The sequence below is a fragment of the Streptomyces sp. NPDC026206 genome, from assembly GCF_040638465.1.
Taxonomy (GTDB): domain Bacteria; phylum Actinomycetota; class Actinomycetes; order Streptomycetales; family Streptomycetaceae; genus Streptomyces.
In genome coordinates, this window is record NZ_JBEZYL010000008.1 from 51,018 (window position 1) to 63,604 (window position 12,587).

A 12,587-nucleotide genomic window follows, 5' to 3' on the forward strand; every position below is an offset into this window, starting at 1 on the left:
CGGCTAGGCGGCGGCTCCGGCCGCCGGGCCGCTCTCCTGCTCCGCCTCCACCTGCTGGTTCCACTCCCGCTTGGCCGCCTGCCAGCCGTCCTCGTCGTGGCCGCGCCGCCAGTAGCCGGAGATGGACAGCCGTTCGCGGGGCACCTCGCGCTCCAGCCGCAGGTGGCGCCGCAGCTCCTTCACGAAGCCGGCCTCGCCGTGGACGAAGGCGTGCACGTCACCGGCCGGGAAGTCGAGCGAGCGCACGGCCTCGACCAGGGCCTCGCCCACGGGCCGGTCCCCGCGGTGCAGCCAGGTCACCTCGACACCGGCGGGCAGCTCCGGCTTCTGCTCCTCCGCCGCATCCGCGATCTCGACGAACGCATGGACGACGGCACCCTCCGGCAGCCGTTCCAGGGACGCGGCGATCGCGGGCAGCGCGCTCTCGTCACCTGCGAGCAGATGCCAGCCGGCCGCCGGGTCGGGAACGTACGCGCCACCGGGGCCCAGGAACCGGATCTCCTCACCCGGCCGGACCCGGGCCGCCCAGGGGCCGGCCAGGCCCTCGTCGCCGTGGACGACGAAGTCGATCGTCAGCTCGCGCGCCGCGCGGTCGAAGGAGCGCACCGTGTACGTCCGCGTACGGGGCCACTCCTCGCGCGGCATGTCGCGGCGGACGGCCTCGATGTCGAAGGGCTCGGGGTAGGAGACGCCCTCCACGGGGAAGAGCAGCTTGACGTAGTGGTCGCTGTACTCGCCGGCACCGAACTCCGCGAGCTCGTCGCCGCCCAGCACCACGCGTGTCATGTGCGGCGTCAGCCGCTCCGTGCGCACCACGTGTGCCCGGGTGATCTGCGGCTTCTTGCGTACGGGACGCTCTGCCATGACGGTCTCCCCTGATCCCCTGATCATTCAAAGTAAGGACTGCCTAACCTAACAGCTCATGCGGCGAGAGTGGACAGCAACCGCTGCAGCGAGCCGCCCAGGCCCCAGCGCCCGGCGAGCGCTTCCAGCCCCCGCGAATCGCGGGGCGCAGTGGGCAGCGCGGCGTCGAAGGGCGCCAGCGGCACGTCCGAGGCGACCCGCACGACCTTCGGCGCCACCGCCAGGTAGGGGCGGGCCTCGTCCAGCCGCCGGCGCTGCGCCGGGCTCAGCTTCGCCGCCGGGTCGTCGACCGCCGCCAGGATGCCCGCCAGGTCACCGAAGGACGCCAGCAGCTTCGCGGCCGTCTTCTCGCCGACGCCCGGCACGCCCGGCAGCCCGTCGCTGGGATCGCCGCGCAGCAGGGCCAGATCGGCGTAGCCGGGTCCGTCCACGCCGTACTTCTCCCGCAGCACCGCCTCGTCCACGGTCTGCAGGGTGCCGACACCCTTCACGGGATACAGCACCCGCACCCCGCGCCGGTCGTCGACGAGCTGGTAGAGGTCGCGGTCGCCGGTGACGATGTCCACCGGTCCCCGCGCCCGCCCGGCCAGCGTGCCGATCACGTCGTCCGCCTCGTACCCCACGGCCCCGACCCGGGCGATGCCGACCGCGTCCAGCACGGCTTCGATCACCGGCACCTGCGGGGAGAGCGTGTCCGGGGTCTCCTCCTCGTCGGGGGCGCCCTCGATCTCCTCCGCCACCCGGTGCGCCTTGTACGAGGGGATCAGCGCCACCCGCCACTGGGGGCGCCAGTCGAAGTCCATGCAGGCCACCAGGTCGTCCGGGTGGTGGTCCTGGACCAGGCGGGCGATGAAGTCCAGCAGGCCGCGCACCGCGTTCACGGGCGTGCCGTCGGGGGCCTTCACGGATTCCGGCACCCCGAAGTAGGCGCGGAAGTACAGGGAAGCGGTGTCGAGGAGCATCAGGCGTCGCGTCACGGGGTCGATCATGCCGCACCCCTCCGACATGTGAACTGGATCACTGTTCGGTTTGCCCCGAATGATCGGGGGCAGGCGCGGCACCGGAGTGGCCCTGCCTCTTGGGGGAGGCGGGGCCTTGCTGTTCGACCCGAGAGGTTTATGTGTCCAGGCTGAAGGCCGAGCATCTGTACAAGGTGTTCGGCAGACGACCCGAAGCCGCCGTCCAGCGACTCGAAGGCGGCTCCGGCCGCGACGAGCTGCGCGCGGACGGCACCACCGCGGCGGTGATCGACGCGTCGTTCGAGGTCGAAGCCGGCCAGATCTTCGTGGTGATGGGGCTCTCCGGATCCGGTAAGTCGACCCTCCTGCGCATGCTCAACGGGCTGCTGGAGCCGACTGCCGGACGCGTCCTGTACGACGGACGCGACCTGACCGCGCTGTCCGCGCGCGAGCTGCGGGAGGTGCGCTCGCGCAGCATCAGCATGGTTTTCCAGCACTTCGCGCTCTTCCCGCACCGCAGCGTGCTGGAGAACGCCGCCTACGGCCTGGAGGTGCGCGGCGTGCCGCGCGAGGAGCGCCGGGCGCGCGCGGCGGAGGCGCTGGAGCTCACCGGGCTCAAGGGCTGGGAGGACTCCTGGCCCGACGAGCTCTCCGGCGGCATGCAGCAGCGCGTCGGCCTCGCCCGCGCGCTCGCCACCGACGCCGACCTGCTGCTGATGGACGAGTCCTTCAGCGCCCTCGACCCGCTGATCCGCCGCGACATGCAGGACCAGCTGCTGGACCTGCAGAAGCGGCTGAAGAAGACCATCGTCTTCATCACCCACGACCTCAACGAGGCCATGCGCCTCGGCGACCGCATCGCCGTCATGCGCGACGGCCGGATCGTCCAGAACGGCACCGCCGAGGACATCCTGGTCCGCCCCGCCAACGACTACGTCGCCTCCTTCATCCAGGACGTGGACCGCTCCCGGGTCCTCACCGCGGGCTCGATCATGGACAAGCCGGCCGGCGTCCCGGACGGTGCCGCCGCGACCGTCAGCGCCGCGACCCCCCTCTGCGAGCTGTTCGCCCCCTTTTCCCTCAGCGGCGCCCCCGTCGCCGTCACCGACGAGCGCGGCGAGGCGGCGGGCGTCGTCACCCGTGACGGGCTGCTGGCCGCGCTGGCCGAGCAGCCGGCCGTGCCGGGAGCCGCGCCGCCTGCCCCGCGACCCGAGCCGGAGGTGAGCGCCCGTGCCTAGGATCCACCTCGGCAGCTGGGCCGAGAGCGCCGTGGACTGGCTGCAGTCCCACCTCTCGTGGCTCTTCGACGCCGTCAACACCGTCCTGTCCGGCATGTACGACGGAGTCAACGCCGTCCTCGGCGCCCCGGACGCGCTGCTCATGGCCGGGATCCTGGCCGTCGTCGCCTGGTGGCTGCGCGGCTTGTCCGCCGGCGTCCTGGCCTTCGCCGGGCTCGCACTGATCGACTCCTTCGGCCTGTGGGACGAGGCGATGGCGACCCTCTCGCTCGTCCTCGTCGCCAGCCTCATCACCCTCGTCGTCGCCGTCCCGCTCGGCGTCTGGGCGGCCCGCGACCGCCGGGTCGGCGGTGCGCTGCGGCCCGTCCTGGACGTCATGCAGACGATGCCCGCCTTCGTCTACCTGATCCCGGGCGTCATGTTCTTCTCGATCGGGCCCATCCCCGGCCTGATCGCCACCATCGTCTTCTCGATGCCGCCCGGCGTGCGGATGACCGAGCTGGGCATCCGCCAGGTCGACGGCGAACTCGTGGAGGCCGCCCGGGCCTTCGGCGCCACCCCGCGCGACACCCTCACCCGGGTCCAGCTGCCGCTGGCGCTGCCGACCATCATGGCGGGCGTCAACCAGGTCATCATGCTGGCGCTGTCCATGGTCGTCATCGCCGGCATGGCGGGCGCGGGCGGCCTCGGCGAGTCCGTGTACGCGGCCGTCACCCAGGTCGACATCGGCGGTGGCGTCGAGAGCGGACTGGCCGTCGTCGTCCTCGCCATGTACCTGGACCGGATGACCGGCGCGCTGGGCACGCTCGTCTCCCCGCTGGGCCGCCGGTCCCCGGCCAGGGCCGCCGCCCCGGCGCGCGGCGCGGTCCCGAGGTTCCTGAGCCACCGTCCCGGCACGGCCGTCGCCACCGCCGGGATCGTCGTCCTCGCGCTCGTCGCCGGCGGCATGCGCCTGACCCAGGGCGCCGGCGACGGGCCCGCCGTGGCCGCGGGCAAGAACGTCGGCCACGGCAAGCAGGTCCATCTCGGCTACTTCCCGTGGGACGAGGCGGTCGCCTCCACCTACCTGTGGCAGAACATCCTGGAGGACCGCGGCTACGAGGCGGACGTCAAGCAGCTCGACCCCGGCCCCCTCTACACCGCCCTGGCGCAGGGCCAGATGGACGTCCAGTTCGACTCCTGGCTGCCGACCACGCACAAGCAGTACATGGACCGGTACGGCGACCGGCTCACCGACCTCGGCTCCTGGTACGGCCCCACGTCCCTGGAGCTGACCGTCCCCTCGTACGTCGAGGGCGTCGACTCGCTGGCGGACCTCAAGGGCAAGGGCGCGCTGTTCGGCGGGAAGATCGTCGGCATCGAGTCCAGCGCCGGGATGATGGGCACGCTCAACGACAAGGTGCTCAAGGCGTACGGGCTGGACGGCGAGTACAAGGTCGTCTCGTCCTCCACCTCCTCGATGCTGGCCGAGCTCGACCGGTCCATGAAGAAGAAGGAGCCCGTCCTCACCACTCTCTGGTCGCCGCACTGGGCCTACGCCAAGCACGACCTGAAGAAGCTCAAGGACCCCAAGGGCGCCTGGGGCAAGGGCGAGGAGATCCACGCGGTCGGCAAGAAGGACTTCGCCAAGGACTTCCCGCGGATCGCGGACTGGGTGAAGAACTTCAAGATGTCGGAGCAGGACCTCGCCTCCCTGGAGGCCGGGATCCAGAGCGGTGGCAAGGGCAAGGAGAAGGACTCCGCCCGCCGCTGGCTGGACGCCCACCCGGGCTTCGCCGACAAGCTGGCTCCTGTCGGCGCCTGACGAACAGGCGTACGGTGGGGCGGTGAGCTCGCTGAGCGGCCGCCCCGCCGTACGCCGTGTCGTCTCCCTTGTGCCCTCGCTCACCGAGGCCGTGGCCGCCACCGCGCCCGGGCTGCTCGTGGGGGCCACCGACTGGTGCGAACACCCCGCCGGTCTCGACGTCGTACGCGTCGGCGGCACCAAGAACCCCGACACCGCGCGCATCGTGGCCCTCGCGCCCGACCTCGTCATCGCCAACGAGGAGGAGAACCGCGCCCCCGACCTCGCCGCGCTGCTCGCCGCCGGGTTGGACGTGCTCGTCACCGAAGTGCGCACCCTGGACCAGGCGTTCAGCGAGCTGGAGCGTGTCCTGGTGCGCGGCTGCGGGCTGGCCCGGCCCACCTGGCTGGACGACGCGCGCGACGCGTGGCGGGACGCCTGCGCAGCCGGCCCCTTCCTGCGGGCCGTCGTGCCGGTGTGGCGCAGACCGTGGATGGTGCTCGGCCGGGACACCTTCGCCGGTGACGTCCTGGCCCGGCTCGGTGTCGTCAACGTCCACGCCGGGCACGCCGAGCGCTATCCGCGCATCCCGCTCGCCGAGCTGAACGCCTGCGGCGCGGAGCTGGTCGTCCTGCCCGACGAGCCGTACCGCTTCACCGCCGACGACGGGCCACAGTCCTTCCCCGGCCTGCCGTCCGCGCTGGTCAGCGGCCGTCACCTCACGTGGTACGGGCCATCGCTGACGCGAGCGCCGGCGGTGCTGGGCGCGGCGCTGCGAGCAGCCTCCCGCTGACCAGGCCGGCCAGCGTACGGGCCCCCGCGACCGCCCAGGCGGCCACCAGCAGGGCGTACAGAGCGACGGCCAGCCAGGTCAGGGCGTGCAGGCCCGTGTGGCGCGCGAGCGCGGCGGCGCCCGTGACGCAGGTACCGAGCGGGAAGGTGAAGGCCCACCACGTCATCGCGAAGCCCATGCCGCCGCGGAAGGCGCGGACCACCATGGCGGTGGCCAGGACGAGCCACAGCAGGGCGAAACCCATGACCGGCGTGCCGTAGAGCACCGCGAAGCCGGCCATCGCCTGCGCGTAGGGGCCCGCGACGGCGCCCGGGGCGGCGTCGGCGAGGTTGTTCACGGCGGTCGTGGACTGGCCCAGCGGGCCCAGGACGAGGAACAGCGTCGGCGTCAGCACGAGCGGCAACGGGCCGTGGTGCACCAGCCGCGCGAAGACCACCGGCAGGATGACCAGCGTCGCCAGCAGGCTCACCCCGAACAGCGCGTAGCAGCCCAGCAGCATCGCCTCCCGCCACTGGCCCGGCGGCAGGTGCGGTACGAGCGCGGGGCCCAGCGCCGCGGAGACCATGGGCGCCACCACGGGCAGCAGCCACACCGGGGAGGCGTCGCCGGGCGCTATCCGGTGCCGGGTCACCATCAGGTACGGGATGGCGGCGGCCGCACCGAGCCCGATGACGGTGCCGCACGTCCACAGCACGGTGTCGGCGGCGACGGCGGCGCGCTCGCCGGTCACCCCGGTCCCCACGGAGAGGGTGGCGCCGCCGACGGCCAGCAGGGCCATCGCCAGACAGCCGTAGAAGGGTGCCACCGCCGGGTCGCCCAGATGCCGCCGGGCCTGGTCGGGATGGCGGGCCCAGTGCGCGGCACGTGCGCCGAGGAGGGTGAGCAGCACCATCGCCGCCAGCGCCCACAGGCTCTCGTACGCCCCGCGCAGCCCGGGCCCGTGCAGGGGCAGCGCCGCCCCGGCGGAGGCGACGATCGCGGTGCCCATGACGGTGGCGTACCAGTTCGGGCCGAGCTGACGGAGGCGGGTGCGGGGGTGCGGGCTCATGCCTCCACCGTCCCCGGGCCCGGGCGCCCTCACCAGGGACCGCCCGGCTATGAGGGCATAAGCTGGGGTTATGAGCCAGGACCGGCCGTCGCCGCTCGCGCACCGGGTGCCCGACCTCGGGGCGCTCGAGCTGCTGCTCGCCGTGGCCCGGCTCGGCAGCCTCGGGCAGGCGGCACGGGAGCTGGGCATCACCCAGCCCGCCGCGAGCGGCCGGGTGCGCAGCATGGAGCGGCTGCTCGGCGTCGCCCTCGTGGAGCGCTCGCCGCGCGGCTCGCGGCTGACGGACGCCGGGGTGCTCGTCACGGACTGGGCGCGGCGGATCGTGGCGGCGGCGGAGGCGTTCGACGCGGGCGCGCAGGCCCTGCGGGGGCGGCGCGACTCGCGGCTGCGGGTAGCCGCCAGCATGACCATCGCCGAGTACCTGCTGCCCGGATGGCTGATCGCACTGCGCACGGAGCGGCCCGGTACGGCCGTCTCGCTGCTCGCCGGCAACTCCGCGGCCGTCGCCGGGCGGCTGCTCGCCGGGGAGGCGGACCTCGGCTTCGTCGAGGGGCTGGACGTGCCGCCCGGGCTGGACGGCACGGTCATCGCCCACGACCGGCTCGTCGTGGTCACCGCACCGGGCCACCCGTGGGCCCGCCGGGCCGCACCGCTCGGCGCGGCGGAGCTGGCGGCCACACCGCTGATCCTGCGCGAGCGCGGCTCGGGCACACGACAGGTCCTGGACGCGGCGCTGTCCTCGCGCGGCCCTCTCGTGGCGGCCGAGCCGCTGCTCGAACTCGCCTCCACCACGGCGGTGAAGGCCGCGGTGGTGAGCGGCGCGGGCCCTTCGGTCCTCAGCGAGCTCGCGATCGGCGAGGAGCAGGCGGCGCGGCGCCTGGTGGAGATACCGGTGGCGGATCTGCCGCTGCGCCGCGCCCTGCGCGCGGTCTGGCCGACGGGCCACTACCCGGCGGGGCCGGCGCGGGATCTTCTGGGGCTGACGCGGTCCCCTGCGGGGAGTGCGTAGTCCTCAAGCGCCGTACGGGCTGCATTCAGCCCGTACGGCGTTTGAGGACCGGGGGTCCGGGGGCGGAGCCCCCGCTACCCCACCGACGAGTACGCCACGACCCCGCGCAGCAACCCATCGACCGCCTTGCGCGCGTTCCGCGCGACAGGACTGCCGGCCGGGGCGGCCGCCGCGATCTGGCCCAGCACGTCGATCAGCTGCTTCGACCAGCGCACGAAGTCACCCGCCGGCATGTCGATCTCCCGCAGCACCTCGTCCAGGCCGTGGCCGGAGGCCCACCGGTACGCGGGCCAGGCGAAGCCGAGGTCCGGCTCGCGCTGGCCGACGCCCTCGGCCTGACTGATCTTGTGCTCCTCCTCCAGGGCGTCCAGCCGGCCCCAGATGCGGATCATCTCGGCGAGCGCCTCCTTCGCCTCCCCCGTGGGCAGCTTCGGCGCCACCGCGTCGTCGGCGGCCCGCGACTCGTACACCAGCGCCGACGCGCACGCCGCCAGCTCCGCCGGCTTGAGGCCGTCCCAGACGCCGTCGCGCAGGCACTCGGAGGCCAGCAGGTCCAGCTCGCCGTAGAGGCGGGCCAGCCGGCGGCCGTTCTCGGTCACCTCGTCGCCCCGCAGATAGCCGAGCTCGCTCAGCAGCGCACAGATACGGTCGAAGGTGCGCGCGATCGTATTCGTGCGGCCCTCGATGCGCCGCTCCAGCTGGCGGTTGTCGCGCTGCAGCCGGTGGTAGCGCTCGGCCCAGCGGGCGTGGTCCTCGCGCTCGTCGCAGCCGTGGCAGGGGTGGGCGCGGATCGCGGCGCGCAGCCGGGTGATCTCGGTGTCGTCGGCCGCGGCGGCCCGCGACGTGCGGTGCCGGCCGGGGTCGAGGTGCCCGGCCTTCGTCCGCAGGGCGGAGGCCAGGTCGCGGCGCGACTGGGGGCTGCGCGGGTTGAAGGACTTCGGGATGCGCATCCGCTCCAGCGCCTCCACCGGGACGGGGAAGTCGATGGCGGCGAGCCGCTTGACCTGCCGCTCGGCGGTGAGCACCAGCGGGCGCGGCCCGTCGTACTGGTCGAAGCCGCGGTGGCGGTCGGTGCGCCCGGCGGGCAGGCCCGGGTCCAGCACCAGGGCGAGGCCGGCGAACTTGCCCGTCGGCACATGGATGACGTCGCCCGGCTTGAGCCGCTCCAGCGAGGCAGCGGCGGCGGCCCGCCGCTGCACGGCGCCCTGCTTGGCCAGCTCGGTCTCCCGGTCCTTCAGCTCGCGGCGCAGCCGGGCGTACTCCTCGAAGTCGCCCAGGTGGCAGTCGATCGCCTCGCGGTAGCCGGCCAGGCCCTCCTCGTTCTTCTGCACCTGGCGCGAGATGCCGACGACCGACTTGTCCGCCTGGAACTGCGCGAACGAGGTCTCCAGCAGCTCCCGCGAGCGGTGCCGCCCGAACTGCGAGACCAGATTGACCGCCATGTTGTACGACGGCTTGAAGCTGGAGCGCAGCGGGTACGTGCGCGTACCGGCCAGGCCTGCCAGGGCGGCCGGGTCCATGGCGCGCTGCCACAGCACGACGGCGTGGCCCTCGACGTCGATGCCGCGGCGTCCGGCGCGGCCGGTGAGCTGGGTGTACTCACCGGGCGTGATGTCGGCGTGCTGCTCGCCGTTCCACTTGACGAGCTTCTCCAGCACCACGGTGCGGGCGGGCATGTTGATGCCCAGGGCGAGGGTCTCGGTGGCGAAGACGGCCTTGACCAGGCCCTTGACGAAGAGCTCCTCGACGACCTCCTTGAAGGTCGGCAGCATGCCGGCGTGGTGCGCCGCGATGCCGCGCTCCAGGCCCTCCAGCCACTCGAAGTAGCCCAGGACGTGCAGGTCCTCGTCGGGGATGGGGGCGGTGCGCTCCTCGACGATCTCACGCACCTTCGCGCGCGCCGCGTCGTCGTTGAGCCGCAGCCCGGCGTACAGGCACTGCTGCACGGCGGCCTCGCAGCCGGCGCGGCTGAAGATGAAGGTGATGGCGGGCAGCAGGCCCTCGGCGTCGAGGCGCTCGATGACCTCGGCGCGGCTGGGCGTCCAGATCCGGTTGCGCTGGCGGCGCTCGCGCTCGCGCTCCGCCTCGCGCACCATCTTGCCCCGGCGGCGCTCGCGCGGGTTGTAGGTGCTGCTGTTCTCCATGCGGGCCATGCGCAGCAGGTCGGGGTTGACCTCGCGCCGCGCGGCACCCCGGCCGCCGTGGTCCGTGCGCTCCTCGAAGAGGTCGTACATCCGCCGGCCCGCCAGCACGTGCTGCCAGAGCGGGACGGGCCGCTCCTCGGCGACGATCACCTGGGTGTCGCCGCGCACGGTGTCCAGCCAGTCGCCGAACTCCTCGGCGTTGGAGACGGTGGCCGACAGGGAGACCAGGGTCACCGACTCCGGGAGGTGGATGATGACCTCCTCCCAGACGGCACCGCGGAAGCGGTCGGAGAGGTAGTGCACCTCGTCCATGACCACGTGGCCGAGGCCTATCAGGGCCTGCGAGCCCGCGTAGAGCATGTTGCGCAGCACTTCGGTGGTCATCACGACCACAGGAGCGTCGGGGTTGACGCTGTTGTCGCCGGTCAGCAGGCCGACCTTGGCGGCGCCGTAGCGCTTGACGAGATCGCTGTACTTCTGGTTGGAGAGCGCCTTGATGGGCGTGGTGTAGAAGCATTTGCGGCCCTGGGAGAGGGCCAGGTGGACGGCGAATTCGCCCACGATGGTCTTTCCGGAGCCGGTCGGCGCCGCGACCAGTACCCCCTTGCCGGCTTCCAGGGCCCGGCAGGCCTCGATCTGGAAGGGGTCGAGCTCGAAGTCGTACATCTCGCGGAAGGGGGCGAGCGCGGTGGCCTGCTCCGCGGCGCGGTGCCGTGCCAGGGCGTAGCGCTCAGCAGGGGACATGTCCTCGGTCATCTTGTCTACGAGCCTACCGGGGACCTCCGACAGTCACCCGATCTTTATTGAGCTCCCAGCAGCCGTACGGCCCCGGGTACCGTTTCGGCGGTGACCGGCAGCGGGCCGAGCGGCTCGCCGTCCGCGTAACCGGTGACGCCGCCCGGCTCCAGTTCGGTCGCCAGTGTCACCTTCGCCGCACGGTAGGTGGTAACCCGCGGGTGGCCCAGGTGGGTGCCCCGGTAGACCTTCGGGAAGACCCTGAGCAGCGTCGAGCGGCGGCAGGGGCCGACGACGGTGATGTCGAAGAGCCCGTCGTCCAGGCGCGCGCCCGCACAGATGCGCATGCCGCCGCCGTAGGAGCCGCCGTTGCCGACGGCGACCAGGGTCGCCTCGATCCGCTGCTCCGGCCCGTCGTCGAGCCGTATCCGGTACGGGACGGTCCGCAGCGCGGCCAGCTCGGCGAGCATGGCCACGTCGTAGCGCAGCCGCCCGGTGGGAAAGCGCATCCGGTTGCCGCGGTCGTTGACCCGCGAGTCGAAGCCGGAGGCGAGGACCGTGCCGAACCAGGTCTCCCCCACCCTGCCGAGGTCGACGGCCCGGCCGCCGTCGCCCTTGAGCGCCGCGGCCACGATCCCGGCCGCCGCGAGCGGGTCCCGTACGGGCAGGCCGGCGGCGCGGGCGAAGTCGTTGCCGGTGCCTACGGCCACCACCCCGAGCGGGGTGCGCGTCCCGGCGACCGCCCGCAGCGCCAGCGACATCATGCCGTCCCCGCCGACGGCGATCAGCGCGCCCGTGCCGGCGGCCACCGCCTCGCGCGCCCGGCGCAGCGCGTCGGGGGCGTCCACGCCCACGACCGTACGGACGCCGAAGCCGGCGTCGCGCAGCACCCGGGCCGCGGGCTGGGCGGCGCGGGCGCCGCGGCCCCGGCCCGCCGAGGGGTTGACGAATAGCGTGATGTCGCTGGTCACGCGGGGACACTACCGCCTTGCGCGAGGCGGCATGAACACGACCAGGCGGCCGCCGTTTCCGGCGACCGCCCAGGGGTCTTAAGTTTCCGCGGCGGCGGATCAGGTCACGTCGTCGTAGCCGCTGTGGTGCTGAACCTGCTCCGGCAGGGCCGGCATCGGCGCGCTGTCACCGACGGGCTGCGGGGTGAGGTCCAGCGGGGCCGCCTCGTCGTCGGCGAGCAGACGGTCGGGGTCGGCCTCCCGCTTGCGCTTGTCGTTGAGGAGCGCGATGCCGACGGCGATGAAGTAGAGCACGATGATCGGCCCGGCCAGCAGGAACATCGAGAACGGGTCCACGGTCGGCGTGGCCACGGCCGAGAAGACCGTGACGCCCATGATCATGCCGCGCCACCAGCCCAGCATGCGGCGTCCGGTGAGCACGCCGCCGAAGTTGAGCATCATCAGCAGCAGCGGCAGCTCGAAGGACAGCCCGAAGACGACCACGAGGCGGGTGACGAGGTCGATGAGCTCGTCGAGCGGCAGGAGGTTGTTGACGCCGTCCGGCGTGAAGTCGATGAGGACCTTCGCCGCCGACGGAAGGATCTTGTACGCGAACCAGCCGCCCGCGGCGAACAGCGGGACACCGGCCGCGACGAAGCCGAGCGCGTACTTCTTCTCGTTCCTGTGCAGCCCCGGCGCCAGGAACGCCCACAGCTGGTAGAGCCACACGGGGGTGGCCAGCACGACGCCGGAGACCAGCGAGACCTTCACCATCAGGGTGAAGGGTCCGACGAGACCCGACATCGTGATGCTGCCGCAGTTGGCCCGGCTGTCCTTCTTCGCAAGCTCCGCGAAGGAGACCTTGCAGCCGATCGCGTCCTGGATCGGGTGCTTGAAGACCTCGATGATGTCCCTGTAGTAGAAGGCGGCCACCACGGCCACGACCACGATCGCCAGCACGGACTTCGCCAACCGGTTGCGCAGCTCGCGGAGGTGCTCGGCGAGCGGCATCCGCCCCTCGGGGTCCTTCTCCAGCTTCCGGGCAGACTTCAGCAACCCACGTC

10 protein-coding genes are annotated in these 12,587 nt (G+C 72.9%); 4 read left to right on the forward strand and 6 right to left on the reverse strand.

From position 1 onward, the window contains the following. Positions 1-3: 3 nt before the first annotated feature. Positions 4-864: a siderophore-interacting protein gene (locus AB0F13_RS14190; RefSeq protein WP_362080414.1), complete on the reverse strand. Its 861-nt coding sequence runs from the start codon at positions 862-864 to the stop codon at positions 4-6. Positions 865-920: 56 nt separating this feature from the next. After that, positions 921-1,826, reverse strand: coding sequence for a 5'-3' exonuclease (locus tag AB0F13_RS14195; RefSeq protein ID WP_362080932.1), 906 nt, complete (start codon positions 1,824-1,826; stop codon positions 921-923). Between the two features lie 158 nt (positions 1,827-1,984). On the opposite strand from AB0F13_RS14195, the gene AB0F13_RS14200 reads away from it, so the two are divergent. From AB0F13_RS14200 to AB0F13_RS14210, 3 genes are read left to right on the forward strand one after another with little or no spacing between them, the layout of a single operon-like run. Further along, entirely contained in the window at positions 1,985-3,061 is a 1,077-nt protein-coding gene (locus tag AB0F13_RS14200; RefSeq protein ID WP_362080417.1) for a betaine/proline/choline family ABC transporter ATP-binding protein, read from the forward strand. Continuing rightward, a complete protein-coding gene (locus AB0F13_RS14205) occupies positions 3,054-4,865 on the forward strand; it encodes an ABC transporter permease/substrate binding protein (RefSeq protein ID WP_362080420.1) in 1,812 nt (603 codons plus the stop codon). The genes AB0F13_RS14200 and AB0F13_RS14205 overlap by 8 nt, the downstream gene beginning before the upstream one ends. A 31-nt stretch (positions 4,866-4,896) precedes the next feature. Continuing rightward, positions 4,897-5,637: a helical backbone metal receptor gene (locus AB0F13_RS14210; protein ID WP_362080935.1), complete on the forward strand. Its 741-nt coding sequence runs from the start codon at positions 4,897-4,899 to the stop codon at positions 5,635-5,637. Here the strand turns inward: AB0F13_RS14210 and AB0F13_RS14215 are convergent. After that, on the reverse strand, positions 5,564-6,685 hold the full coding sequence (locus AB0F13_RS14215; protein ID WP_362080423.1) for a TDT family transporter: 1,122 nt from the start codon (positions 6,683-6,685) through the stop codon (positions 5,564-5,566). The two genes, AB0F13_RS14210 and AB0F13_RS14215, sit on opposite strands and share 74 nt — an antisense overlap. Positions 6,686-6,755: 70 nt before the next feature. Between AB0F13_RS14215 and AB0F13_RS14220 the strand changes: the two genes are divergently transcribed. Next, positions 6,756-7,694 carry a LysR family transcriptional regulator gene (locus AB0F13_RS14220; RefSeq protein ID WP_362080426.1) on the forward strand — a complete coding sequence of 313 codons (939 nt, stop codon included), beginning with the start codon at positions 6,756-6,758 and terminating at the stop codon, positions 7,692-7,694. 74 nt (positions 7,695-7,768) lie between these two features. On the opposite strand, the gene AB0F13_RS14225 is transcribed toward AB0F13_RS14220, so the two are convergent. From AB0F13_RS14225 to tatC, 3 genes are all read right to left on the reverse strand, one after another. Continuing rightward, on the reverse strand, positions 7,769-10,594 hold the full coding sequence (locus AB0F13_RS14225; RefSeq protein ID WP_362080429.1) for a DEAD/DEAH box helicase: 2,826 nt from the start codon (positions 10,592-10,594) through the stop codon (positions 7,769-7,771). A gap of 44 nt (positions 10,595-10,638) precedes the next feature. Beyond that, a complete protein-coding gene (locus AB0F13_RS14230) occupies positions 10,639-11,544 on the reverse strand; it encodes a diacylglycerol kinase (protein ID WP_362080432.1) in 906 nt (301 codons plus the stop codon). Positions 11,545-11,643: 99 nt separating this feature from the next. Then, the gene (tatC, locus tag AB0F13_RS14235) at positions 11,644-12,579 is read right to left on the reverse strand and encodes a twin-arginine translocase subunit TatC (RefSeq protein ID WP_362080434.1); all 936 of its coding nucleotides are present in this window, start codon (positions 12,577-12,579) and stop codon (positions 11,644-11,646) included. Positions 12,580-12,587: the final 8 nt, after the last annotated feature.

What these genes read in the sequence shown, in the direction of transcription:
- AB0F13_RS14190 (WP_362080414.1), bottom strand. Translation starts at nt 864, where the DNA reads ATGGCAGAGCGTCCCGTACGCAAGAAGCCGCAGATCACCCGGGCACAC.
- AB0F13_RS14195 (WP_362080932.1), bottom strand. Translation starts at nt 1,826, where the DNA reads ATGCTCCTCGACACCGCTTCCCTGTACTTCCGCGCCTACTTCGGGGTG.
- AB0F13_RS14215 (WP_362080423.1), bottom strand. Translation starts at nt 6,685, where the DNA reads ATGAGCCCGCACCCCCGCACCCGCCTCCGTCAGCTCGGCCCGAACTGG.
- AB0F13_RS14220 (WP_362080426.1), top strand. Translation starts at nt 6,756, where the DNA reads ATGAGCCAGGACCGGCCGTCGCCGCTCGCGCACCGGGTGCCCGACCTC.
- AB0F13_RS14225 (WP_362080429.1), bottom strand. Translation starts at nt 10,594, where the DNA reads ATGACCGAGGACATGTCCCCTGCTGAGCGCTACGCCCTGGCACGGCAC.